Origin of the sequence: Marinithermofilum abyssi (assembly GCF_014641195.1) — a bacterium.
GTDB classification, from domain to species: domain Bacteria; phylum Bacillota; class Bacilli; order Thermoactinomycetales; family DSM-45169; genus Marinithermofilum; species Marinithermofilum abyssi.
Window position 1 is genome coordinate 82869 of the sequence record NZ_BMHQ01000007.1, and the last position, 25574, is coordinate 108442.

At 51.5% G+C, this 25574-nt stretch carries 24 protein-coding genes, 1 riboswitch and 1 other annotated feature; of the genes, 7 read left to right on the forward strand and 17 right to left on the reverse strand.

Features of this window, described 5'->3' with window-relative positions:
- Positions 1–2 precede the first annotated feature (2 nt).
- Together IEW70_RS10815 and IEW70_RS10820 are read right to left on the reverse strand one after the other, a co-directional pair.
- Positions 3–971, reverse strand: a complete 969-nt coding sequence (locus IEW70_RS10815; RefSeq protein WP_188647950.1) for a sugar phosphate isomerase/epimerase family protein — start codon at positions 969–971, stop codon at positions 3–5.
- A 363-nt stretch (positions 972–1334) separates the two neighbouring features.
- On the reverse strand, positions 1335–2423 hold the full coding sequence (locus IEW70_RS10820) for an LCP family glycopolymer transferase (protein WP_229751936.1): 1089 nt from the start codon (positions 2421–2423) through the stop codon (positions 1335–1337).
- A gap of 383 nt (positions 2424–2806) precedes the next feature.
- On the opposite strand from IEW70_RS10820, the gene trmB reads away from it, so the two are divergent.
- Together trmB and rpsD are read left to right on the forward strand one after the other, a co-directional pair.
- Positions 2807–3451, forward strand: a complete 645-nt coding sequence (gene trmB / locus IEW70_RS10825; protein WP_188647951.1) for a tRNA (guanosine(46)-N7)-methyltransferase TrmB — start codon at positions 2807–2809, stop codon at positions 3449–3451.
- 278 nt (positions 3452–3729) lie between these two features.
- On the forward strand, positions 3730–4329 hold the full coding sequence (rpsD, locus tag IEW70_RS10830) for a 30S ribosomal protein S4 (protein ID WP_188647952.1): 600 nt from the start codon (positions 3730–3732) through the stop codon (positions 4327–4329).
- Positions 4330–4417: 88 nt separating this feature from the next.
- On the opposite strand, the gene tyrS is transcribed toward rpsD, so the two are convergent.
- A complete protein-coding gene (tyrS, locus tag IEW70_RS10835; protein ID WP_188647953.1) occupies positions 4418–5674 on the reverse strand; it encodes a tyrosine--tRNA ligase in 1257 nt (418 codons plus the stop codon).
- Positions 5675–5740: 66 nt separating this feature from the next.
- Positions 5741–5957, reverse strand: a binding site (T-box leader).
- Between the two features lie 67 nt (positions 5958–6024).
- Here tyrS and IEW70_RS10840 point away from each other — a divergent pair.
- Positions 6025–8643, forward strand: a complete 2619-nt coding sequence (locus tag IEW70_RS10840; protein WP_188647954.1) for a transglycosylase domain-containing protein — start codon at positions 6025–6027, stop codon at positions 8641–8643.
- 70 nt (positions 8644–8713) lie between these two features.
- Here IEW70_RS10840 and IEW70_RS10845 read toward each other — a convergent pair whose 3' ends face one another.
- The 8 genes from IEW70_RS10845 to acsA form a co-directional block, all read right to left on the reverse strand.
- Positions 8714–9367 carry an amino acid ABC transporter permease gene (locus tag IEW70_RS10845; RefSeq protein ID WP_188647955.1) on the reverse strand — a complete coding sequence of 218 codons (654 nt, stop codon included), beginning with the start codon at positions 9365–9367 and terminating at the stop codon, positions 8714–8716.
- 16 nt (positions 9368–9383) lie between these two features.
- Entirely contained in the window at positions 9384–10043 is a 660-nt protein-coding gene (locus IEW70_RS10850) for an amino acid ABC transporter permease (RefSeq protein WP_188647956.1), read from the reverse strand.
- A gap of 70 nt (positions 10044–10113) precedes the next feature.
- Positions 10114–10959, reverse strand: a complete 846-nt coding sequence (locus IEW70_RS10855; protein ID WP_188647957.1) for an ABC transporter substrate-binding protein — start codon at positions 10957–10959, stop codon at positions 10114–10116.
- 18 nt (positions 10960–10977) lie between these two features.
- Positions 10978–11706 carry an amino acid ABC transporter ATP-binding protein gene (locus tag IEW70_RS10860; protein ID WP_188648055.1) on the reverse strand — a complete coding sequence of 243 codons (729 nt, stop codon included), beginning with the start codon at positions 11704–11706 and terminating at the stop codon, positions 10978–10980.
- Positions 11707–11819: 113 nt separating this feature from the next.
- Positions 11820–12014, reverse strand: coding sequence for a hypothetical protein (locus IEW70_RS10865; protein WP_188647958.1), 195 nt, complete (start codon positions 12012–12014; stop codon positions 11820–11822).
- Between the two features lie 110 nt (positions 12015–12124).
- Positions 12125–12328, reverse strand: a complete 204-nt coding sequence (locus IEW70_RS10870) for a twin-arginine translocase TatA/TatE family subunit (RefSeq protein WP_308423154.1) — start codon at positions 12326–12328, stop codon at positions 12125–12127.
- Between the two features lie 66 nt (positions 12329–12394).
- Positions 12395–14215: a potassium transporter KimA gene (kimA, locus tag IEW70_RS10875; RefSeq protein ID WP_188647959.1), complete on the reverse strand. Its 1821-nt coding sequence runs from the start codon at positions 14213–14215 to the stop codon at positions 12395–12397.
- 153 nt (positions 14216–14368) lie between these two features.
- Positions 14369–14507, reverse strand: a riboswitch (cyclic di-AMP (ydaO/yuaA leader).
- Positions 14508–14636: 129 nt separating this feature from the next.
- Complete coding sequence (acsA, locus tag IEW70_RS10880) at positions 14637–16355, reverse strand: acetate--CoA ligase (protein ID WP_188647960.1); 1719 nt, start codon at positions 16353–16355, stop codon at positions 14637–14639.
- A gap of 296 nt (positions 16356–16651) precedes the next feature.
- Between acsA and IEW70_RS10885 the strand changes: the two genes are divergently transcribed.
- The 4 genes from IEW70_RS10885 (at position 16652) to IEW70_RS10900 (ending at position 19497) form a co-directional block, all read left to right on the forward strand.
- Complete coding sequence (locus IEW70_RS10885; RefSeq protein WP_188647961.1) at positions 16652–17284, forward strand: GNAT family N-acetyltransferase; 633 nt, start codon at positions 16652–16654, stop codon at positions 17282–17284.
- 28 nt (positions 17285–17312) lie between these two features.
- The gene (locus tag IEW70_RS10890; RefSeq protein ID WP_188647962.1) at positions 17313–17975 is read left to right on the forward strand and encodes a CBS and ACT domain-containing protein; all 663 of its coding nucleotides are present in this window, start codon (positions 17313–17315) and stop codon (positions 17973–17975) included.
- Positions 17968–19113: an acetoin utilization protein AcuC gene (locus IEW70_RS10895; protein ID WP_188647963.1), complete on the forward strand. Its 1146-nt coding sequence runs from the start codon at positions 17968–17970 to the stop codon at positions 19111–19113. The genes IEW70_RS10890 and IEW70_RS10895 overlap by 8 nt, the downstream gene beginning before the upstream one ends.
- Before the next feature lie 198 nt (positions 19114–19311).
- A complete protein-coding gene (locus IEW70_RS10900) occupies positions 19312–19497 on the forward strand; it encodes a hypothetical protein (protein ID WP_188647964.1) in 186 nt (61 codons plus the stop codon).
- Between the two features lie 516 nt (positions 19498–20013).
- Here IEW70_RS10900 and IEW70_RS10905 read toward each other — a convergent pair.
- From IEW70_RS10905 to IEW70_RS10930, 6 genes are all read right to left on the reverse strand, one after another.
- On the reverse strand, positions 20014–20709 hold the full coding sequence (locus IEW70_RS10905; protein WP_268234862.1) for a 5'-methylthioadenosine/adenosylhomocysteine nucleosidase: 696 nt from the start codon (positions 20707–20709) through the stop codon (positions 20014–20016).
- 241 nt (positions 20710–20950) lie between these two features.
- Positions 20951–21979: a catabolite control protein A gene (ccpA, locus tag IEW70_RS10910; protein ID WP_188647965.1), complete on the reverse strand. Its 1029-nt coding sequence runs from the start codon at positions 21977–21979 to the stop codon at positions 20951–20953.
- A 319-nt stretch (positions 21980–22298) separates the two neighbouring features.
- Complete coding sequence (locus tag IEW70_RS10915) at positions 22299–23402, reverse strand: bifunctional 3-deoxy-7-phosphoheptulonate synthase/chorismate mutase (RefSeq protein WP_188647966.1); 1104 nt, start codon at positions 23400–23402, stop codon at positions 22299–22301.
- A 120-nt stretch (positions 23403–23522) separates the two neighbouring features.
- Complete coding sequence (locus tag IEW70_RS10920) at positions 23523–24281, reverse strand: anti-sigma factor family protein (RefSeq protein ID WP_188647967.1); 759 nt, start codon at positions 24279–24281, stop codon at positions 23523–23525.
- A 12-nt stretch (positions 24282–24293) separates the two neighbouring features.
- Positions 24294–24830, reverse strand: a complete 537-nt coding sequence (locus tag IEW70_RS10925; protein WP_188647968.1) for an RNA polymerase sigma factor — start codon at positions 24828–24830, stop codon at positions 24294–24296.
- A gap of 197 nt (positions 24831–25027) precedes the next feature.
- Positions 25028–25450: an EamA family transporter gene (locus IEW70_RS10930; protein WP_188647969.1), complete on the reverse strand. Its 423-nt coding sequence runs from the start codon at positions 25448–25450 to the stop codon at positions 25028–25030.
- Between the last annotated feature and the right edge of the window lie 124 nt (positions 25451–25574).

A 25574-nucleotide genomic window follows, 5' to 3' on the forward strand; every position in this document is an offset into this window, starting at 1 on the left:
TCCTATACCCACCACATATCGGTGAGTTCTTCTTTCATGATGATCGGTTTCAGATTTTGTACGGCTTTATGAAATCCTTCTTCGATGGACAACAAAGCATCTTCGTGCTCGATGCTGACGACATAATCGTATCCCGTCATGCGTAAGGCACTGATTATATCCGTCCACACCTTCATGTCGTGACCGTAACCCACTGTACGGAAAATCCATGCCCGCTCCTGCAAATCCGCATAAGAAGTCATATCCGTCAATCCGTGCATATTGATCTGATCCTGATCCAGATAGGTATCCTTGGCATGGAAATGGTGAATCGCTCCGGCACGGCCCAGAATTTTGATGGCAGCCACCGGATCGATTCCTTGCCACCACAGATGGCTGGGATCTAGATTGGCTCCGATCACTTCCCCAACCGCTTCCCTCAGCTTCAACAATGTGCCGGGGGTATGTACCGAAAAACCACCGTGCAGCTCCAGAGCAACTTTTACATGGTGGTCGGCGGCATAACGGCCCCATTCTTTCCAATACGGGATGATTTTCTCCTGCCATTGCCACTTCAGCACTTCACGGAATTCGTTGGGCCAGGGAGCCACCGGCCAGTTGGGATATTTGGCGCCGTCGTGGTCACCCGGAGTTCCGGAGAAACAATTGACCACAGGCACTTCCAACTTTTCTGCCAATTGAACCGTTTTCACAAACGTTTCATGGGAAGCTTTGGCGAAAGCTGCATCCGGTGTCAGGGGATTACCGTGACAGCTCAAACCGCTAATCGTCAGTCCGCGATCTTCCACCGCTTTCTTGAATGCCCGCAGCTTTCCTTCATCTTCGAGAAGCAGATCCGGGTCACAGTGAGCCGTCCCCGGATAACCCCCGGTACCGATTTCCACTGCATCCAGTCCCGCTTCTTTCACATAGTCCAGCATTTCTTCAAAGGGCTTTTCCGAAAAGAGAACGGTAAACACACCCAGTTTCATAAGGCAGCCTCCTTGACGGTATAGTTGTTTTAATAATGGAACGATTCCAACAACAAAAACCCATTACTGCTACCTGCCGCATCCGCCCCACCTATGTAAGCGCATGCAGTTTGTTACAGGAAAACGTTTTCCTAATATGAGGATAAATAAGATTCCCACAACTTGCAACCTTTTTTTTAGGTCGATTTTCCTAGAAAAAGCCGGTAACACACATCCATTGATCGTTTTTCACGATATCCTAAGAGGACCTTTACACAAGTTTTATGCTCTCTCTATATAATTGGGCTACGGAGTGGTTAGAACCAGCCAACGGATAGATACAAAAAAACAGCCATCAGCGAGATGGCTGTTCTGATGATGCACTCACGGCGTGCCGGTTCCGCTGGACGACGAGGTACCGGTTGAAGGTACTCCACCGGAAGTCCCATTTGCGGGAGCTTCCCCGCCGGAGGTCGAAGGTTGACCGGTACCCGGTTGCCCGCCTCCGGCGGGATTCGGTCCGTGATACGGTTGGCCGTTTAGGTCCTCCAATGGCAGTTCCAATTGCTTTTGCAGCAAATGGCTGAGGCGCAGCCGCTCTTGATCGGTGACGTAAAAGTACCAGATGCCGCGAGGGTTGTGATTATCATTTTTCCCTTGCACTTCAAGGTTTTCGATGTTCTTTTTGGGCGTTTGCCGGTAGACGCTCTGCAGGTCAGTCAGTTCCTGAAAGCTGAAGCTGAATTGCACGTTGTTTCCAACAGAACGGACGATGTCATCCAGGCGGTGAACAGACTGGATGCTGACAATTTTGCTCATAATCTGCTGCAGCACTTCCCGCTGCCGTTCATTCCGTCCCATGTCACCACGGGGGTCGGATTTTCGCATCCTTACATAACCCAAAGCCCGCTCCCCATTGAGTTGCTGGGGACCTGGTTCGTAGTACTGCATTTTCCCGAACAGACGGACGGCGAAAGGAAACTTCACATTGACATCCACGCCGTCCACAGCATCTACGACGTCCATAAACCCGTTGAAATTGATTTTAACATAATGGTCAATCGGGATATTCAGAAAGTTTTCCACCGTCTGGACGGTATTGGTCACTCCCCCCACGCCGCTGGTTTTGCCATAGTATGCGGAGGAGTTGATCTTGGTTTTCAATCCGTTGGCATTGGCAATCTCCGTATAGGTGTCCCGGGGAATGCTTACCATTTTGATGGAATGCTTTTTCGGGTTGACCGCAGCCACCATCAAAACATCCGGACGCCAGTCCTGATCCGACGCATTCCGGACATCTGTACCGATTAACAAGACCGTAAACGGATCATTCAGCGTAACCGCCTGCTCCCGTTTATCCGATTTTTCACGGTCCAAAGGTTGATAGGAATCTTGATAAGCGTTATAAACTTGATAAAACAGATATCCACCATACATCAGCGCCAACAAAAATAAAATTCTGAGTGTCCACAACCACCACTTGCGCCTTCTTTTCCGGTGTTTGTCCCGTTCCACGCGACTTAGTTCGATGGTTCTCCCTCCTTTGCAAACGATTCTCCATCCTGTTCATTATACAATGCTCATCCCAGACAGAGTCACCCTTCTCACGCCAATGCTACCCACTCCGTAAAAAATCTCCCCAATATCTTGTCAAGAATAGAAAAAAGCAGGGTTCAAAGGAATCCATATCTATTTCCGCGTCACAGATGGGATACTGTCCATACCGAGATGTGTTCTTTTCTTTCTCTTTGTCAGGTCTCCCTTGCAGTTGCCGACCTTGGATAGACTTCCTATTGTACCACTGCCGCCATTGGATATAATGGTAAAGATGAATTCAGAAGGATAAGGAGTCAGCCATGCGACTACGACGGAAACCTGAGGCAAAACAAAAAGTGATGGAGCATCCGCTGACAGTGATGGAGCCGGAAAAAGTAAAAGGCCGGTGGCGGAATTTATTTGGCAACGATCAGCCGATTTACATGGAACTGGGAACGGGCAAAGGCCGCTTTTTGTCTACGGTTTGCCAAGTAAAGCCCGGCATCAACTGGATCGGGGTGGAACGGATCGAAGAAGTGCTTCTCCAAGCTCTACAAAAAGCGGAAGAAGCCGAATGCGAAAACCTGCGCTTTTTGTGGATGGACATCCGCCAATTGGATGAAGCTTTCGCTGAGAATGAAGCGGATCGGATTTATTTGCACTTCAGCGATCCCTGGCCCAAGAAACGACATGCCAAACGCCGCTTGACCTACTCCTTTTTTTTAGAAAAATACAAGCAAGTATTGCGTCCCGGCGGCCATGTCATTCTCAAAACCGATAACGAGCAGTTGTTTGACTTCTCCCTGGAACAACTGGAAGCTGCCGGCTTCCGTTTGTTGGAACAAACGCGGGATCTTCACAACAGTCCCTTTGCTGTGGACAATGTGATGACGGAATATGAAGAGAAATTTGTTTCCCGAGGGATGCCGATCTATTTCCTGATGGCCGAAAATCCGGGGAAGTAAAAAGAGTTCAAGGGATTCTCCTTATTGCCTTGACTTTCTCCATACATGCGCTATAATATTGGTTTGTATGGCTCAATGTGTTCCTTCATTGGGAGCTTGAGGATAGCACAGCAAAAATAGGTGAAGGATTCACCCTCACAGGTTCGCCCTGCGAGGCGCGGCTGTTCTTTCTCGCAGGTGTCCCGCTTTTCGCCGCTATCCGGAAAGTGAGGGCAATATCAGCGAACCTGCCAGACCCTGTTTTGCTATTAGGCAAAAAAGGAAGGAGCAAGATATCCATGGCACGTTATACTGGACCTCGTTGGAAACTGAGCCGTCGCCTGGGGATTTCTCTCTCCGGCACCGGCAAAGAACTGAAGCGCCCGTACGCTCCGGGACAACACGGCCCGAACCAACGCCGTAAGCTGAGCGAATACGGCCTTCAGCTGCAGGAAAAACAAAAACTGCGCTTCATGTACGGCTTGAACGAAAAGCAATTCCGCAGCCTCTTTGAGCGCGCCGGCAAGATGAAAGGGGTTCATGGTGAAAACTTCATGAAACTCCTGGAATCCCGCCTGGACAACCTGGTGTACCGTCTCGGCTTTGCCCGCACCCGCGCTCAAGCACGGCAATTGGTCGTACACGGGCATATCACCGTCAACGGCAAAAAGTTGGACCGTCCGTCCTACCTGGTGCAAGTGGGCGACGTGATCGGTCTGCGGGAAAAAAGCCGCAACCTGACTGTCGTGAAGGAAGCGCTGGAAGAGCGCTCCTACCTGCCGGAGTACCTCTCTTTCGACGAAAACAAGCTGGAAGGTACCTACACCCGGCTGCCGGAACGGGACGAACTGCCGGCGGAAATCAACGAGCGTCAAATCGTTGAGTTCTACTCCCGTTAATGAAGCGAAAAACAACCCCGTCTGCACGATGCAGGCGGGGTTGTTTATATTTTAGGGTTCCTTTCCTCGTAATCGTGGCTTTAAAGGATCAAGCCAGCTTCACCTTGGCGAATTTGCGCTTGCCCACCTGGACCACCATGCCGTCTTCCACAGTGATATGGGCATTGCCGTCGGTTACTTTTTCCTCGTTGATCCGGACGGCTCCCTGTTTGATCATTCGGCGGGCATCGCCTTTGGAAGACACCAGCTTCAATTTGCTCAACAGCTCCACTACCCAGACGCGCCCTTCTTCCAGCTCGGATGCGGCAATTTCCACTTCCGGAATTTCGTCTGGCAGAGCCCGTTTTTGGAAGACCCGTTTAAAATGGGCTTCTGCCTCCTCCGCCGCTTCATCTCCGTGGTACATCGCAGTCAACCGGCGGGCCAACCGCATTTTGGCATCACGGGGATGAATGCTGCCATCTGCCAGTCCAGCTTTCAACTCCTTCAATTCTCCCAGAGAGAGATCCGTGACCAGCTCAAAGTATTTTAGCATCAGCTCATCCGGAATCGACATCGCTTTTCCGTAAATCTCATTGGGCTCTTCGTTGATACCGATGTAGTTACCCAAGCTTTTGCTCATCTTTTTGTTGCCGTCCAGCCCTTCCAACAGCGGCATCATCAAGATGACTTGTTCTTCTTGCCCGTACTCCCGCTGCAACTGCCGACCCATCAGCAGGTTGAACTTCTGGTCGGTACCGCCCAACTCGATGTCGCTTTCCAGGGCGACCGAGTCGTACCCTTGCATCAACGGATAGAAAAACTCGTGAATGCTGATCGCCTGTCCGCTGTGGTAGCGTTTGGAAAAGTCGTCCCGCTCCAGCATTCGGGCAACGGTGGTTTTGGCTGCCAAGTCCACCACTGCGGCAAAATCCAACGGGCTGAGCCACTTGCTGTTAAAGTGGATTTCCGTTTTGTTCCGGTCCAGGATCTTAAAGAGCTGTTCAGCGTAAGTTTGGGCGTTTTGCTTTACTTCTTCCTCCGTCAACTGCTTCCGGGTTTCCGATTTCCCGGTCGGATCCCCGATCCGTCCGGTAAAGTCCCCGATAACCAACTGGACCAAGTGACCCAACTCTTGAAACTGGCGCAGTTTATTCAACACCACGGTGTGGCCGATATGGATGTCCGGTGCGGAGGGGTCCAGCCCCAGCTTCACCTTCAGCGGTTCTCCCGTTTCCACGGATCGGCGCACCTTTTTCACCAGGTCTTCTTCAGGGATCAGCTCCGCTGCTCCGCGCCGGATCACTTCCAGCTGGTGCTCCACCTGTTCTTTGACTTCCGGTGTCATCTCTTTTTCCTCTTGCATTTTCCTCACCACCTGCGTGTAGTAAAAAACGGATGTTTTTCGCAAAATAGTAAAACCCCGCCCCTGTAAAGGGACGGGGTTCCAGCCCGCGGTACCACCCTTGTTGGAAACGGAGACTCCGTTTCCCGCTCAGCCCGATAACGGCCGGGTTGCCGGATTCGTTCATCCGAATCATGACTCCCAGGGTGTAATTCACGCGAAGAGGCGCGCTGGTTTGCACCGACCACCAGCTCTCTGCGGGCTGCCTTTCTTCGTGCTACTGGATCCTGTTCAACGTCATTGCATCTATAAAAGGGATTGTTTCTGTCACTTTTACTTAGTTTACCCAAGAATCAGGAGGGGTTCAAGGGATGTTGTGGAAACGCCTCGTAAAAAAAACACTGACAGCGCTGGGCATCCTCTTTCTCATTTTACTGACGGGAGCAGTTACCGCTGCCGGAGTAACCGCCAGCTACTTGGCAGCATGGACCAAAAAGGAACCGGTTTGGGTCAAGGCCGATCTGGAACGAAAACTGGAAAACCGGACACAGACCAGCCATGCCTACTTTCGGGATCATACTCCCATCGGTTCGCTGCGCGCGGATGCCGATCGAAAGCTCGTCACCTTGGACCAGGTGAGTAACTTTGTCAAAGCGGCTCTGATCGCTACCGAGGACAAGGAGTTTTATCATCATCACGGGATTGTTCTCCGGTCACTCTTACGGGCAGCCTATCAAAATGTCACCCACGACCCCCAAGCGACCGGCGGCAGCACGATCACCCAACAGCTGGTCAAAAACGTGATCCTGGAAAACCGGGATAAAGTGTTTGAACGCAAAGCCAAGGAAATCCTGATCGCTTTGCGGTTGGAACGCCTCTTTCCCAAAGAATCGATCTTTACCTACTACCTGAACAGCCTCTTTTTCGGCAAAGGAGCCAACCAGCGCAACCTGATGGGGATCCAGGCAGCGGCCAAGGGTATTTTCGGCGTGGACGCCAAGGACCTCAACCTGCCCCAAGCTGCTTACCTAGCGGGCATGGTTCAACGTCCCAATGCATATAACCCCTTTGACGAGGCTTCCTTGGAACGGGGAATGAAGCGCATGCAAACCGTATTAAAACGGATGCGAAGCAATGGCAGCATCAACGCCCGTCAATACCAGGAAGCTCTTGCTTTCGATCTAAAAAGCTCCCTCGCTCCGAAAAAAGCAAATGCGTACCAGCGTTATCCTTTTATCATGGATGAGGTGGAAGAGGAAGCCGCCAAGATCTTGATGAAAGCGGAAGGGCAAAGCGCTGAAGCTTTAAGCCGGCAAGGTTTGTATCGGAGTACGTTGGAACGTTATCGTCAGCAAGTATTAACCGGCGGATACAAGATCACAACCACGCTGGACCCCCGATTGTTTGAAGCGATGAACCGGACCGCCCGGGATGAGCGGCTCTATGCAAAACCGGTCACTTACACCGTTAATGTAGGCGGACAATCCAAAACGATCCAGAATGCCCGGGAGGAAGTGGGCGCCGCACTCATCGACGTCAAAACGGGAGCCCTGCTTTCCTTTGTGGGCGGACGGGATTTTATGCAAAGCCAGACCAACCACGCGCTGGACTCCCGCCGTCAGCCCGGCTCCACTATCAAGCCTCTGCTGGATTATGGTCCAGCGCTGGATCAGCAGCGGATCACACCCGGAACCGTACTGGTGGATGAGCCCTTGGTCGCCCGCGACCCCCGCCAGGAAAAAACCTACAAAAACTACAACGACAAATATATGGGACCCGTTACGGCACGCAAGGCGCTGAAGCTTTCCCTGAACATCCCCGCCATCAAAGTGCTGCGGGAGATCGGGGTGGACAACGGCCTTGATTATTTGCGGAAAATGGATTTTCCCGTATTGCCGATGGACGGGGAAGCTTCCGCCATCGGCGGTTTTACCAGAGGGTTTACGGTGGAAAAGGTGACCTCCGGTTATGCGATGCTGGCGAGCGGCGGATTGTACCGGGAACCTTATCTAATCGAATCCATCGAAGATGCCAAAGGCCATCTCCTCTATCGTCACCAAGACCGCCCCGTTCGGATCTTGTCGCCGGAAGCCGCCTATCTTACTACCGACATGTTGCGGGATGTGATCCGGTCAGGCACTGGACGATATGTGGGCGTTCGTTCACCGGGGCATGATCTGGCCGGAAAAACCGGCACCACGCAAAACGGTCACGATGTCTGGTTTTTGGGATATACGCCGCGAATCGCCTTGGGCGTCTGGGTCGGCTACGATTACAACCATCCGCTGCCGAATGACAGACGAGCCAAGATGGTCTGGTCCCGCCTGTTTCGTTCCATACAGCAGACCCGACCGCAACTCTCTCCAGCCGGGGTCCGGTTTGCTGAGCCGGGCCGACTAACGCAAGTGGAAATGTGCAGCATCTCGGGACAACGAGCCACGGAACATTGCCGGAACGCCGGAGAAGCCACCGTTGAATTGTTGCCGGAAAAATCCGTACCCCAGGAGACTTGCACCCTCCATGACACCGTACGGATAGTCATTGCAGATGGACAGCGCATGGCGGCTCAAGACCAGACACCGGAGGATCTCGTCCAAACAGAAACAGGTATCCGAGTTCCCAAAGATACTCCTTGGTTAGAGCATTTCACGGGAGTGGTGCTGCCGGAAGCATCGGATGATCGGGTCAGCCATGGGAACCCCGCCTCCCCCTCCGTACGTGGTGTGTCCACAAACGGGAGCGTCACTCTGACCTGGGGACATACGGGGGAACCCAGCGTGGCAGGATACCACGTCTACCGCGACGGACAGCGAGTAGCCAGCCTGCCGCTGGGTTGTCCCCTGATGTACAGCGGGCCTGCAGGACATTATGAGGTGAAGGCTGTCGATGTTGCGGGACTGGAATCGGAACCGGCTACCCCCCTCGATCCTTCCGACAACCCGCTCGAGGAGACGAAAGCCAAAAAACGCTGGCCTTTTTTCCAGTTTTGATGCAATAAAAGAGCATGTCACCCTATCATTGCTCCCATGATCAGGGGCATGCTCTTCTTGCTGTATGCGTTTATCCCACCAATTTTTGTTCCAAACGGCGGCTTGTAAGGGACAAAGTATAATTCACTGTAAAATACAGCAACGACACAATGATCAGAAGAGGGATGGTTGCATTAAAATGCTTGTTATAAATAATCTGGGCATTATGGGTAACCTCCGGCAAGCTGATGATCACCGCCAGGGATGTATCCTTGATTAAGCTGATAAACTGACTGACCATGGGCGGTATGGTACGTTTCAAACCGAGAGGCAGGATGATGTGGATCATGGTTTGCCCATAGGTAAATCCCTGGGCACGGGCCGCTTCAATCAACCCCTTGTCCACGGAATTCAAACCGCTGCGCACAATCTCCGCCACCAGAGCGGACGTAAATATGGTCATGCTGACAATCACCGAAGTGGTGATGGGAAGCTGTAACCCCCATTCCCGAAAGGCAAAAAAACCGAAGAAGATGATCAGCAACAGGGGTAAATTTCGAATCACCTCGATATACACCACCGAAAGATGGGACAATACGGGGATTCGGCTGTACCGGCTGATTCCCAGCAAAATGCCGAAGATAAAGCTAAACAAGATAGCGAAAAAAGCAACCTTCAGCGTTACCAAAAATCCTTGCAGCAAAAACAGAATATTTTCCGGAGAAAATGCTTGTTGAAAGTCCATCCTCCATCCCCCCGCGTCAAGTGTGACTCCGTGCCAACCTTCGCTCCAAACGATTGACGCCGTAACTCAACGGCAGCGTAATCACCAAATACAACAGAGCCACAAATCCATACACCATGGTAACGTTAAAGATCTGGGAGTATACCAAGTCGGCGTGGTACAGCAAATCTCCGCCCGCAATAATGGCCAATACGGAGGAGTTTTTCACCAAGTTGACAAACTGGTTTCCCAGCGGTGGTATCACGATTTTAAAGGCTTGCGGCAAAACCACATATCGCATCGCTTGCATATAACTCATCCCCGATGAGCGAGCCGCTTCCATCTGTCCTTTTGGCACCGACTGAATTCCGGCACGAATGGCTTCGGCGATAAATGCTCCGGTGTAGACGGATAACCCCAGAGCTCCAGCCGCAAATTCGGAGATATCAACCCCGATGCTGGGAAGACCCATGGCAAAGAAGAACACTTGGATTACCAACGGTGTGTTGCGAAAAAACTCGACATAAGCAGTTCCCAATCCTTGCAGAAGCCGAATCGGGGAGATGCGTGCCAGCGCGACAAATGTACCCACGATCAGGCTCAAGATCAGAGCCAGCAAACTGGCAGATAAGGTGACCGAAAAACCGTCGATAAAATCTTGCTGGTAAGCCTCCAATACCGTGAAATCCCAACCCACGGACACCCCTCCTTTTCACCCGGAAACAGAAGGAGGCGAAGGTTCCCCCCCACCCCCTTCCCTATTTCCTCTATTGTTTCAATACTTTTTGCACCGCTTCTTCCGGAATATCTTTCGGAGGGTCCTTTTTGAACCACTTTTTGTACAGCTTATCGTAAGTGCCGTCTTCTTGGATTTCCTTCAAGAATTGATTGACGTACTTCACAAGGCTCTTATTCCCTTTGGCCATGCCCAATCCGTAGGGCTCCTGAGTGATCTGTTCATCCACTAGTCTCACTTGATCCGGTGCTTGCTGTTCCATCCCGAGCAAAATGCTGTCATCAGTGGTCACCGCATCCCCTTTACCGCTTTTCAGCGCGGTAAAGGCATCCGCATAATTTTCGTATTCCTTCAATTGGACACCTGGCACGATATCTCGTATCACCTGTCCACTGGTGGCTCCTTTGGCTGTCATGACCACTTTGCCGTTCAAATCTTTTGCCCCTTGGATGTCGCTGTCTTTCCGAACCAGTAATGACTGCCCCGCAAGATAGTAAACATGGCTGAAATCCAATTGCTTTTTTCGTTCCTCGGTAATGGTCATCGTCGCTGCCACCAGGTCTACATCTCCGTTGTTCAACATCGGAATCCGCGTTTTGGAGGTAACCTCTTTCAACTCCAATTTCTTCTCGCTTCCCAGCATTCTTTTGGCCAGCTCTTTCATCAGATCAATTTCGAACCCTTTTACTTGACCATCGGAGGGGTCCTTATAACCAAACAGATATACATCGTATCGAATACCTGCCACCAATTTGCCCCGTTTTTTGATAGCATCCAATGAATTGTTTTTGGCCGCTTCGTTGGTGCCACAAGCTGTTGTGGAAAACACCAATCCCAAAACAAACAGCCAAATCAACCACTTGTGAGTAAATCTCATCAGACATCCCCCTTGTTATCAATGTTTGAGAATCCGGCTGATGAAACGCCGGGTTCGCTCTTCTTTGGGATTATCGAAAAAGGTTGTGGGTTCGCCTTCTTCCACAATCATGCCTTCGTCCATAAAAATGATTCGATCAGCCACTTCCCTGGCAAACCCCATTTCATGGGTAACGACGACCATGGTCATGCCCTCTTTGGCCAGTTCCCGCATAACATCCAATACTTCGCCGATCATCTCCGGATCCAAGGCGGAGGTGGGTTCGTCAAACAACATGATTTTCGGCTTCATGGCCAATCCTCTGGCGATCGCCACCCGTTGTTGCTGACCACCGGAAAGCTGCGACGGGTACGCATTCGCTTTTTCCGGGATGCCCACTTTTTCCAGATAATGACGAGCTGTTTTTTCTGCTTCATCCTTCGGTAGCTTCCTCACCTTGATCGGAGCCAGCGTAATGTTTTCCAGTACCGTTTTATGGGGGTACAGGTAGAAGTGTTGAAAGACCATCCCGATCTCTTGCCGTAAACGGTTGATATCAGTTTTGGGGCTTGTCACCTTCATTCCATCCACGGTCAAATCCCCTTGACTTACCGTCTCTAAGCGGTTGATACAGCGCAGCAACGTGCTTTTCCCCGATCCGGATGGCCCCAGGATAACCACAACTTCTCCTTCGCGGATATTCAGGTTGATGTTTTTCAACACCTGATAATCCCCGAACCATTTGTTCACATTTTCAAAAGTGATAATGGTTACCCCCTCCTTCTTTGTTTGTAGAATGATAGATCTAATGTTGTTCATATTACGAATATTAATACTAAATTAATTTTAGCACAAGCTCTGCATAAGAAAAAGGAAGTGGATTATCCTTCCTCAGGTGGCACCTTCATTTTTTGAAGGAGCTTCTCCAAAAGCTCTGCTTCTTTTATATAGCGGCGGACGCCTCTTCCCTTTCGGTCCCCTTCAAGTATTTTTTGCCGCAAATCCCGATATCGCCGTTCAATGCATCGATGGGTGACGGACCATTCCTCCGCAGTGAAATCCAATACAATTTTCATCAGCCCGCCTCCTTACAGATCGATTGATAATATATATTACTTCGGGACAGTGCCCATGTTTTCGGATTACAACAAAGAAGCCGTCCTATGGGGACGGCTTCACTCGCATGTTACTCTTTCTCTTTTTCATTGGTTTCTTGCCCGCTTTTCAGACTCAGCTCCTCTTTGAACTCCCGAATTCCCTTGCTCAATGATCGGCCGATCTCAGGAAGCTTTTTGGGCCCGAACATGATCAACGCCACCAACAAAATGAGAATCCACCCCGACAAGCCGGGAACATGCATCCATCCCATCCTCCCCATCCATACAGTCATAGACCATCCTTTTATCCATGGACGATCCGTCCCGAGCAGGAGGGTTCAAAGGTTTTGACCACCCCATCACTTCTTCAAGTGAAAAGGAACGGTTCCGATTACGACATCTCTTTTCCACAACAGAATGAACCGGATCATCAACGCTGTTTGGTTATGCAACAAATTGTGCCACCAGCGCCGGGGGATAAACTGCGGAATCAAAACAGTAATTTGGCAGTTTTTGTTTCGTGCCTTCATCTGGTCAACAAAATCCAACAGCGGTTGAATCACACTCCGATAGGGTGAGTATGTTACTTCGAGAGGAATACCGGGATCCCATTCGGCCCATTTGTTTTTCATCTTTTCTTGATCCTCTTTTTCAAAGGCGATATACAAAGCTACAGCTTCTACCTCTAGGGACTTGGCATAAGAAATCGTATTGCGCACGACCCGATTGACGCCTCCCACCGGAATAATCAACAATTGATCCTGGGTAACCGGTTTTTCTGTAGACCTGTCTAGCCGCAGTTCGTCCGCAATGCCTTGATAATGGCGGTATATCTGGGAAAAGAGCAGGATAAACATCGGGATCACCAGCACAATCAACCAAGCACCTTCGTGGAATTTGGTGATAGCAAAAATCATCAATACTATAAAACAAACTACCGCACCCGTGGCATTAATCGCCAGTTTGGTTCTCCATCCTGTCGGTTTGTGTTTCAGCCAACGGCGAACCATTCCCAGTTGAGCCAACGTAAAAGACGTGAACACGCCGATGGCATACAAGGGAATCAAGCGATCAATATCACCGCCAAACGCCAGAATCAACACGATTGCTGCAATGGACAACGCGATAATTCCATTGGAAAAATTGAGGCGATCGCCGCGTGTCATAAACATGCGAGGCATCAGTTTATCCTTTGCCATGATGGAAGCCAGCAATGGAAAACCCGAGTAGGCGGTATTGGCTGCTAAAATGAGAATCAATGCCGTGGTGGCCTGCACGTAATAATAAGGGATCGTACGTCCGAACGTTTGTTCAGCGATTTGCGATATAATCGTTTGTTTTGGATCCGGTGTCAGGTGATAAAGGTAGGCCAAAAGACTGACCCCGGCAAACAAAGTGGCCAGTAACACACCCAAGAGCGCCAATGTCCTGGCGGCATGTTTCGTTTCCGGGGGGCGAAAAGTAGGTGTGGCGTTGGAAATCGCCTCTATCCCGGTCAACGCCGAACACCCCGAGGAAAACGCCCGCAACAGCAAAAACCAGGTCAGCCCTTCCGGCAGATGGCTGGTGACCGGCGGGACATTGGCAGGTATACCTCCCTTAAGTACATTAAATATACCGACCAAGATCAAACTCAAGATCCCGATAATAAACATATAGGTGGGAAATGCAAAGATAGTACCCGATTCTCTCAGCCCCCGCAGGTTCAATATCATAATCAGCAGGACAAAGCTGACGGACAGTAAAACGGCATGATCATGCAGAATCGGCACAGCTGAGGTGATCGCTGCCGCTCCAGCTGTTACACTGACCGCTACGGTCAAAGTGTAATCTACGAGCAATGAAGCACCTGCAATCGTGCCGGCAAACCAACCGATGTTATCCATGGAAACAATATAAGCTCCTCCCCCGCCGGGGTACTGATCGATCACTTGTCGGTAGGAGAGAATTAACAAAAACAACAACCCGACGATCGCACCCGAAATCGGCAGGGAATACCAAAGGGCCATCGACCCCGCTACAACCAAAACGGTCAAAATCTGTTCTGTCCCGTATGCTACAGAGGAGAGAGCATCGGAAGACAAAATGGGCAACGCCTTCCAGATGGGCAGCTTCTCCTCTTTTAATTGCTCTGACTTCAGCGGTTTCCCGATAATCCAGCGTTTTAAAGTGGTATACATTACTGTGCTGCATTCCTCCGTCGAAGATCTTGGTACTAGGCTTCCCGATCCATTCCAATCCATCCCAATCCAACAATAACAATAAAATTCCATAACAAAAACCATCGAAGCAGGCCGCCCCGATGGCTTTGATCAGCCACCACGCACGAAAGCACCACTCCTCTCCAACGCTTACGAGGTTAGCTGTCGGGTTCGGGTATACGGAGAGGTCACCCTACCTGCATGTTGCAATACAGGATTCACCCCAAAAAAACGGGTCCCCCGTTCCTTACGGATTCAGCGGTTGAATCGTGTTTGTTGCAATTTAAGACAAATGGTACTCTCCGTTGGAATCTTCGTCAAGATGAATTTTGTAAAGATATGAAGAAAAAACAACGCGAGCCCTCTTGGCTCGCGTTGTTCCGTTGTTCCTTTCTCCTGTTCATTCTTCCATCGTGGACAGGTCACCTGTCGGAAGGTCCAGCTCCCAGGCTTTCAACACCCGACGCATGATTTTGCCGCTCCGGGTTTTCGGCAGTTTGTCTTTGAATTCGATTTCACGGGGAGCCGCATGGGCGGCCAGCCCTTCTTTGACAAACTTCCGAATCTCTTCTTTCAACTCATCGGAGGGCGTAAATCCGTCACGGAGCGAGATAAAAGCTTTGATGATCTCCCCGCGGACGGGATCCGGTTTGCCTATGACACCCGCTTCCGCTACTGCCGGGTGCTCCACCAGCTTGCTTTCCACTTCGAAGGGACCCACCCGTTCGCCGGAGGTGTTGATCACGTCGTCGATCCGGCCCTGGAACCAGAAATAGCCGTCTTCGTCCATATAGGCGGAGTCGCCGGAAACATACCAGCCCGGAATCCGGAAGTACTCTTCATACTTGGCCGGGTTGTTCCAGATCTTGCGCATCATAGAAGGCCACGGGGTGCGGATCGCCAGGTTGCCCATGCGGTACGGAGGCAGCTCATTCCCCTGGTCGTCGATGATCGCCGCTTGAATGCCAGGGAATGGCTTGCCCATTGAGCCCGGCTTGATCTCCATTTGCGGATAGTTGGAGATGAGAATCCCGCCCGTCTCGGTCATCCACCAGCTGTCGTGGATGCGGAGTCCGTAGGTCTTCAACCCCCACCGTACCACTTCCGGATTGAGCGGTTCACCGACGCTTAAGATATGTCGCAGCTTGGACAGATCAAACTGCTTTACCACTTCGGATCCCGCTCCCATCAGCATCCGGAAAGCCGTCGGTGCGCTGTACCACACCGTTACGCCGTTCTTCTCCAGTGTCTGATACCAGTCATCCGGACTGAAGCGGCCGCCGCGGATGACGTTGGTCACTCCGTTGAGCCAGGGGGCAAAAATCCCGTAGGAGGTTCCCGTCACCCAACCAGGATCCGCCGTGCACCAGTAAATATCGTCTTCCTGAAGATCCAGCACCCATTTGCCGGTTTGGTAATGTTGGATCATGGCATTATGAACGTGCAGCACGCCTTTCGGCTTGCCCGTAGAACCGGAGGTATAGTGAAGCAGCATCCCGTCTTCCCTGTCGACCCACTCGATCTCCAGTTCCGGTGAGGCATGTTTCATCTCCTCTTCAAAGGAGTAGAAGCCCTCCTCCTGTTCACCCGTGGCACCTACCAGAATCACGTGTTTGAGCGCAGGCAATTCCTTCACCGGCACGCGCTCCAACAGTTGCGGCGTCGTCACCAAGGCCACGGCTTCACTGTCTTCCAGTCGGTCCCGGACCGCCCCTTCCATAAAGGCTTCAAATAACGGCCCCACGATCACCCCGAGTTTGAGCGCCCCCAAAAAGCTGAAATACAGCTCCGGTGAACGGGGCATGAAGATGAACATCCGATCCCCTTTTGTAAGGCCGATTTTTTTCAGCACGTTCCCAAAACGGTTCGACTGCTCTTTCATCTCCTGAAAGGTATAAGACTCTTCCCGCTTCGGATCGCTGTACAACAAGGCCGTTTTGTCTCCCAGCCCGTTTTCCGCATGGCGGTCGATCGCTTCATAGGCAGCGTTCACTTTTCCCGTCCGGTGCCATGAGAACGCTTCCTCCGCTTGTTTCCAGTCAAAATTGCGGTACGCTTCTTCATAAGAGGTAAGGTTATTGCCTGTCGTCTTCACGTCAATGATTTCCGTTTGTTTCACAACAGATGCCCTCCTTTGTCAACTTGTTCACGGTGGCCCAGATTCCACCCTGTTGGTTGACGCAGTTTTGACGGGTGATTTCAAAAGAGTGCGTCACTTCCACGAATGCCCGCCGACCGCAACGGGAAAGGAGCGGCCGATATGAAAACGGCTTCATCCACTCCCATTATAGCACAGAACCAAACATTCGCAATTCTCGGCGAATGTCTGTCCCCTTTGCTCATCAAGGTGCTTCCGGCTATACTGAACGGGAGGATCCATACCGATCCGCCGAAAATCGGAGGAGGCCCCAAACCATGGAGCATCTCAAAACCTATTACCGAAACACCCTCCCGGCCGGAAGTGGCGAGCTGACTGTGGAAGGGCCCGTTCCGCCGGAGGAGCTGGAGAAATACCCCTTTCACTCCGGGCTGGTCGCTTTTCGCCCGCCTGAAGAGCAGCATGAAGCGATCGTCGACATCGCCCGCCTGCCGGAAGGACGCATCATCGTTGCCCGAACCGAGAAAGAGATCGTCGGATACGTCACCTTTCTCCATCCCGACCCGCTGGAACACTGGTCCAAAGGCAACATGGAAGATCTCTTGGAACTGGGTGCGATCGAAGTAGCCGCTCCCTACCGGAAGTATGGAGTAGCCAAAGCCTTGCTAAAAACAGCATTTCAGGACTCCTACATGGAAAATTACATCGTTATCTCGACAGAGTATTATTGGCATTGGGATCTGCAAGGAACCGGGCTGGACGTATGGGAATACCGGCGTGTAATGGAAAAGGTGATGGGGAGCGTCGGCCTGGAGTGGTTTGCCACCGATGATCCCGAGATCACGGCACATCCTGCCAACTGCCTGATGGCCCGCATCGGCAAAAACGTGCCCATGGAGTCTGTGGAACGCTTTGACCGTTTGCGCTTCCGTTACCGATACTTATACTGAATCAACCCTTTACAGGACGGTGAACCGCATGCTGGTGGAAGAAATCATGCACCGGATTGTGCATACTGTCGAACCGGAACTTTCCATCCGCGAAGCTTTTCAGGTGGCCCGCCAACATCGTATCCGTCATTTGCCCGTAGTAAAAGAGGGGCGGCTGGTCGGGATTATCACCGACCGGGATCTGGGGCACGCCCTCCTGCACATGGTGGATGACGAGCCGGCAGCAGAAGCTTTGGCACACCCCGTTTCCGAAGTGATGCGCAGGGAGATCATCACCGCTCATCCGCTGGATTTCGTCGAGGAAGCCGCCCGCCTTCTCTACCAGCACAATATCGGGTGTCTCCCAGTAGTTCACGGGGAGAGACTGACGGGGATTCTCACCCGCAAAGATGTCTTTAAGACCCTGATCGAAATGTTCGGCGTCCATCAACCCAGCCAACACGTCGAAGTGGAAGTGGCGGACAAAATCGGAGTGCTGGCAGAAGTCTCCCGCATCTTCAGCCAACATAAAACCAACATTCATCGTGTGATGGTGTATCCGGGCCGACAGCCGGGGCGGTTGAAACTGGTGTTTCGGGTGCAGGCAATAAATATGCTGGGGGCACTTCGCGATATTGTGAGCGCCGGACACCGAGTGCTGTGGCCCCCGTTGCCGCCGGATGCAGGAAAACCGGGGGAGTGCCATGAGTGAACAAGCCCTGTTTATTCATAGTGATGCTTTTTTTCGATACCGCTTTCACGATGATCATCCCTTTAATAACCAACGTTTGGAGCTGACCTTGGATCTGATCCGGTCGTTGAATCTGTTAAAAGACCATCACCTGTATGAGCCCACAGCCGCCACCGACAAGGAGCTGTATCTCACCCATGACCGTGAATATGTCGAGGTCGTAAAAACCGCCCATGAAGGGACGATACCGGAATCCCGCCTGCTGGAGTTCGGCCTTTCCACCGAAGACAACCCTGTTTTTGACGGCATGCATGACATCGCCGCCCTGATCACAGGAGGAACGTTGACCGCCGTGAAACAGGTGATGTCCGGGGCTCGTCCCCACGCCCTCAACCTGTCCGGCGGCCTGCACCATGCCTTGCGCGCCAAAGCATCGGGTTTCTGCGTCTACAACGATGCGTCCGTCGCCATTGCCTATTTGCGGGAAAAATACGATGCGCGGGTGATGTACATCGATACCGATGCCCATCACGGCGACGGGGTGCAATGGTCCTTTTACGGTGATCCCGATGTAATGACGGTTTCCATCCATGAAACGGGAAGATACCTCTTTCCCGGTACGGGAAATGTCTACGAACGGGGGCACGATGCCGGATTCGGCGCCTGCATCAATATTCCAGTGGACGCCTTTACCGAGGATGATTCCTGGATGGAGGCCTTTGAACGGGTCATCCCGAGCGCCATCCGCAAGTTTCAGCCGGACATCATCCTCTCCCAGCACGGATGTGATGCCCATCACTACGACCCGTTGACCCACCTGTCCGCCACCATACGCATCTATCGGGAGATGCCCCGCCTCCTCCACGAATGGGCCCATGAATGGTGCGACGGACGCTGGGTAGCAGTAGGCGGCGGCGGTTATGACATCTGGCGCGTCGTTCCACGGGCCTGGACTTATCTATGGGCGGAAATGTCCGACCAACCCCTCGGGGAAGTCGACATTCCCGCGGCGTGGAGAAAGCGGTGGCAAAGGGAGAGTCCGGTAGAGCTTCCGCATACCCTGCACGATCCAGAAGGGATAGTTGAACCGATTCCCCGCCGGGAGGAAATCACACAAAAAAACCGGACCGTCGTCGATCAAGTGTTGCAGTATTTGTGACTTGCCAAAAATCCTTTACCGCATTCCAAAGGCAGGATCATCATCTCCTCTGGTCTGAATATATGTATAAAGGAGTTACGCACATCTAGCGAAAATTCGCAGAGGTAGCCAACGATTTGTCCATTTTAATGGGCGATGAACAAAAGAGGTATTTTCTTGCGTCCGTTTGGAACCCAAAATTAAAAAGAGGGGTTATCCATGAACCACCCTGTCAAGTACTTTGTTTTGCTGGCAGTGTTGATGCTCCTGTTGATCGTTGGTGTGGCTGTAGAGAGTGGGGTCCTGATCGGAATCGGAATCACCGGCCTGATATTGTTCTCCGTAATGACTCCTTCGTTCCAGGGAAAGAAAACATCCGAACAGCACAAAGATCCGGACCAATGAAACAATGACAACGAGGCGATAAAGGAGAATTGAGGTTAAGGAACGGCGCCACAAAAAAGCCCCTTGAAGGGCTTCCAGATTAATGACAAACTTTTATCATAGATTCGACTCTTTTGCCAGTTGCTCCCTTTTCTCCGACGCAGAAGTCATACTGTCCGCTCCAAGAGATTCAACGAGACGCGGCACCATGCGGAGTGCACTCAAAAAGTACAAGTCACGCCTTGGTCGCAAACTCCCAGGTCGTGCTATGCACCGCTTTTTGTCTCGTTCCTCTCTTGTCGCTCAGTTCGTCGTCAAAAGTCGCTGCTCGGGCAAAAGAGTTCTTCAGCTCATGTCAAGATTCACTTTGGCCACCTGCGTGTCAAGATCCATCGGTTGATCCCGGCGTTCTGGACACCATCGGTGTGATCGGAGCCGGTTCCGTGCCATACCACGGTTCGAATAAAATCTGGTTCGCCTTGGCCGGTATCCTGGTATCCTTTGTTTGGTTTATCTCCTTAGCAAGGCGGCAGATCGTTATCCCTGCCGTTTTTGAATCATCCGCTTTACCATTTCATTGGAACGGCGGGCGGCAGTCTGGGCAAATTCGGCAAAATTGATGTTGGCCGAGTGATCTGCCCGGTCCGACATGGACCGGATCACGACAAAGGGGATTTCGTTCATGTGGCACACCTGAGCCACTGCCGCTCCCTCCATCTCCACACAGGCGGCCTTAAACTCCTCGCGCAAAAGAACGACCATACTCGGGCTGGCGATAAACTGGTCACCGGAAATCACTTTGCCCGTGATCACTTTGCCTTCCGTCACTTCCCGGGCCGCTTCCTCCGCAGCCTGCATCCATACGGGATCCGCTTCGAAGATGGACACTTCCTGAAACGGGATCTGTCCTTTGGGCAAGCCGAGCGCTGTCACATCTATATCGTGCTGCTGGCAGGTTTCAGAAATGACGATGTCTCCGATATCCAAAGCAGGGTCCACTGCGCCTGCCACTCCGGTAAAGACAACGGAATCCACTTGGAACCGGTCGATCATCGCCTGGGTGCACACCGCGGCATTCACTTTACCGACACCGGATTGGCACAGCACGACTTGCGCCCCGGCCAAGGTGCCTACATGATACTCAATCCCTGCCACCTTCTCCGTCGTTTCCCGCTCCATCTCCTCCAAAAAGAGAGCGATTTCTTCCTGCATCGCTCCGATGATGCCGATCAATGGTCATTCTCCTCTCCCAAAGTGATTCATTTTTTTTCCTCTATGTGCCCGATAGCCGAAAGACCTTTTCCATTACGGAAGAGAGCTCTTCTGCCCATGCTCCCTTTCCGACGCCGCAGAAGAGCTCTCTTCAAGACATTCCAAACCCTTTCGCTCATCACGGTTGCCCTTCGGTTCACTTTTGACACAGTGAACCGAATCTGTGTGAAAGCAAAAGAGCTTATTCATCCTTTCGCCGGAGTTACTCTTCTCCCTCGTTTTTCAACCGGGTGGAATCCGCCAGTTCTATGCGGTATTCCAGCACCACTTGGTTGTCTTCAATCGTTTCGTCATTCATATACTTGGTCAACAGACGCATGGCTACCGCCCCGATATCGTACATGGGCACGGCTACAGTGCTCAGGCGGGGACGCACTTGGGAAGCCAGGGGAATATTGTCAAATCCGATGACCGACACGTCTTCCGGTACCTTTTTCCCTGCATCCTGCACGGCATGGATGGCACCGACCGCCATTTCATCATTCACTGCAAATACCGCAGTCGGCGGTTCCGGCAGGGCGAGCAATTCCTGCATGGCGTCCAGACCGGACTGGTAGCGATAGTTGCCCAAGCGAACCAATTCTTCTTCAAAGCCAATCCCGCTCTCCTCCAAGGCCTCCCGATAGCCCTGGTAACGAGGCTGCCCCATGATGGCATCAGTCAAAGGACCGCCAATCAATCCGATCCGTTGATTTCCCTCCTTAATCAAGATAGAGGTGGCATCCTTGGCCGCCTTCACCTGATCGATGGTTACATAGGGGCGCTCTTCATCATGAGTAGCTGCCAGTACCACCGGGACAGAAGCACCGGCAAACACTTCCCGGTGTTCTTCCGTTACTTCGCCGCCCATAAAGAGCAACCCGTCCACCTGTTTCTCCAGCAAGGCATCGATCAGCTGCAACTCCTTATTTTTCTTCAAGTCGGAGTTGCACAAAATGATGTTGTAATGATACATATTGGCGATATCTTCAATTCCCCGGGTCAGTTCCGCGTAAAAAGCCGATGAGATATCCGGGATGACCACGCCTACCGTCGTCGTCTTCTTGCTGGCCAGCCCTCTGGCTACTGCGTTGGGACGGTAACCGAGACGACGAATCGTCTCCAACACCTTTTTCCTCGTGACAGGTTTCACATTGGGATTGCCGTTGACCACACGGGAAACCGTAGCCATGGAAACTCCCGCTTCCCTGGCTACATCATAAATCGTAATCGTTTCTTTTTTCTTTCCCATTTATTCAATCACACCCAATTTCAAGTTTGCTATTTTCGATTGATGAATCCACTGTAAGGATACGACAAAACCTGACGCTGTGCAAACGCATTCGTTCTCCTAACTTTTTGGTTTTGGTTTATTTTGTCCAGTGAAAATAAAAAAGAACCGGAAAAACCGGTTTCGCTAAACTCCCTGCCGTCGCTCTCTCTCCGACGATTCTGCCCGCTCTGAAGCGATGACCGAAGCGGAGCAAAAAAGCCTGCTCTCCGCCTCGGTCCTGTGCATCAAAGCTGGGTATGTCGTTCAAAGGTCATTTTTTAGCAAACTCTCTTCTTTTTCAAAGATGGGCTTTATCAGCCCCGACCAGTTCTTGGTTCAGGAAACCAGCGCGGCGCATCTCTTGCATAAACTTGTTGAACTGCTCGATATCGATCTGCTGGTTGGAATCGGACAATGCCACTGCGGGATTGGGGTGTACCTCCAGCATAATGCCGTCTGCACCGGCTGCCAGGGCCGCTTTCGCCACCGGAAGCTGGATGTCCCGACGACCCGTCGAGTGGGTGACGTCCACAAAAACCGGCAGATGGCTTTCCTGTTTGATCAAGGGCACAGCGGAAATGTCCAGGGTGTTACGGGTCCATTTCTCATAGGTGCGGATCCCCCGCTCGCACAGCATCACTTGGGTATTGCCCCTGGAAACGATGTACTCCGCCGCAAAGAGAAATTCCTCTACCGTCGCGGACATACCCCGTTTCAGCAATACCGGAGTCCGTGTCGAACCTGCGGCTTTCAACAATTCGAAGTTTTGCATATTGCGCGCGCCGATCTGAATCACGTCCACGTATTGTTCCGCCAGCTCCATATCAGCGGGATTGACGATTTCGGAGACCACTTTCAAACCGGTTTCGTCCGCCACTTTGCGCAGAATTTTAAGGCCTTCTTCTCCCAGTCCCTGAAAATCGTAGGGAGATGTCCGCGGTTTGAAAGCACCGCCTCGCAACAAGCGCACCCCTTGCTGCTTCAAGGCATGGGCGACTTGACGCACCTGCTCTTCCGATTCCACGGAACAGGGACCTGCGATCACCGTACTGCTTCCATTCCCTACAGCTTCTTCTCCCACTTGGACCACGGTATCTTCCGTTTGACGTTTCCGGCTGACCAACAGCACTTTTTTCTGATCCTGTTGTTGTAAGTCGAGGGAGGCTTTAAAAATCTGCTTAAACAGATGGCGAATCGTTCCATCGTCAAAGGGTCCCGTATTGGCTTGCACCAACCGATTCAGCATATCTTGTTCCCGAACCGGATCGTACTTATTAACCCCTTGTTGCTTCTTGACTTCACCGATCTGTTGGACAACGGCTGCCCGTTGATTCATTAATTCCAAGAGCTTTCCATTGATTTCATCCAGTTGCTGACGCAATTCTTCCAGCTTGTTGCTCATTGGAGGACCTCCCTCAAAAGATATTTAACGGTTATTATATCGAACCATCGAGTACCTGTCAGTGGGTAATGATTGTTTTAAACAAAAAAATACACCCAAAGGGTGTGGATGTGAACCAAGTCAGCGCAAGGATTGCGTAGTTGCCAATTTATCAAACCAACGCGCGATATTTTCTTCTTTTTGTGGAAACGTAAATGTCTGCACATGCGGTTGTTCTCCCGTGGTTAAAATGACGGAAGTAGGAAAAGCCATGTTGCGTAGGGATGAGTAGTTTTTCTCTACATCCAACCCGGCGGTTTTGGCGAGAGAGATCAAGGTTTTATTATCTGGAACACGAACGAAGACCAAACGTTTAAATTCCCGGTACCACGGGGGCCGATCCTTGATCAAAATGGGGACTGCACTGGGATACACCCACGCCGTCTCCGTATCGACATCTTCCGTTCCGCTCCGGGGCGGAATCACATGAATGTAATCTCCATCGGGAATGTGCAGTTTTTCCGATTGCGTAGCCAGCACCGCCACTTGTGACCGGACGGTGTCCGTGTTGCCTGCGGACGAAGTAGCCACCGATCTGACCGAGGAAGTGCCAGGGAGATCGGCCTGCTCCCGTTCCATCTGGGGGGAAAAATACACCATGGCAAAGATGGTCGTGTAGACTGCGACCCATTTGAATAACGTGGGCATATGGAACTGCCGGTCAGCTTCTGCATGCAGGCGTATTTCCTCCAGGGATTGGACGAGGGCGATCATCTCCTGCAGGTTTGATCTACATTCTTCACAATCGGCAGCATGCCGGCGCAACCGCACACGATCCTCCGCTGTAATCTCTTGGTCCACATACAACTGAATCAGCCGATCCATATCCCTGCAAGACATTCATTGATCCCCTTACTTTTTGGAGAGTCGCTCCTTCAACATCTTCCGCGCGCGAAACAGCTGGGTTTTCACCGTCCCCTCGGGAATCTCCAAGGTTTCGCTGATCTCGGTATAGGAGTAGGAGTGAAAGTGGCGCAACACGATCACCCTCCGGTAAATCTCCGGAAGATCTTGAATCTCCTCTTTTACCCGTTCCAGCAATAACCGCTGTTCCACTTGCTCCTCCACCGACATCATATTGGTGGAATGAGGCGGTTCTGATTGAATAAACGCATCTTCCAGTGCAACCAGTTTCAAACTTTTTTTCCGTTTTTGATCCCGAAAGCGATTGGTCATCATCGTGCGCAGCCATGCTTTCAGGGACTTTTCATAAACGTATTTACTCGACTTCCGGTGGGCCTGCCAAATCGTTTCCTGGGTCAGATCTTTGGCATCCTCCGGATTTCCGGTCAGACGGTATGCGATGGAATACAGGTAACGGCGGTGTTGTTGCAACCGCTCCAGAAACTCGTCCGTTACCGTCCTTTTGCCCGTATCTTCTAAACTCATAACAACCTCCTGAATGTTCTCGGTTGCGATTTTCGTTATTTCATCCATAAAAGAAGAACAAAAAAAACAGATAAAGGCCAGGTTACACTTAAAAGGGAAACATGTCCAACGAAAAAGCACAACCCACTTCCAACGGAATGGGTGACTGCATGGTCGCGTATACTGTCGCTATCTCTGATATATACTTGATTTTGCAGTTAATCGCTCAGAAGAACCACTCCAACTACCACCAACACGATGCCGGCTGCTTTGGCCGGGGTAACCGTCTCTCCAAAAATAAGGACCGACAAAAGAAATGCCAACACCGGAAAACTCCCTACCACCGGCATCACCCGGCCCACTTCGCCGTACTGAAGCGCCTTGAAATAAAAAAATTGCGCAAACAGTACCCCGAACATACCGCCCAACACGATATACATCAGGGAGCGCCCGTCCGGCATCACCCAAGTTCCCGACTTTGCACTTCCCAACATAAATAAGGAAACCAACAGGGTAGTAATCCCCGCCCGAATCAACAACGCCGTCGTTGGCTCCGTCCGTTCCAAGCCCAACTTCTCAAAAATGGGGGCGATGCCGAAGCTGAGTGCCGCCAGCAGTGCATATAAGAATTCTTTGCTCATGTTCCTGTCCCCCAACGTTCAGTTTGTCCCATATATATGAGTGAGGAGGACAAGATAGACATGGCGATAGGCATAAAAAAGCTTGACGATTGATCTTGCATTCGTACTGCTCGTCACTTCCATA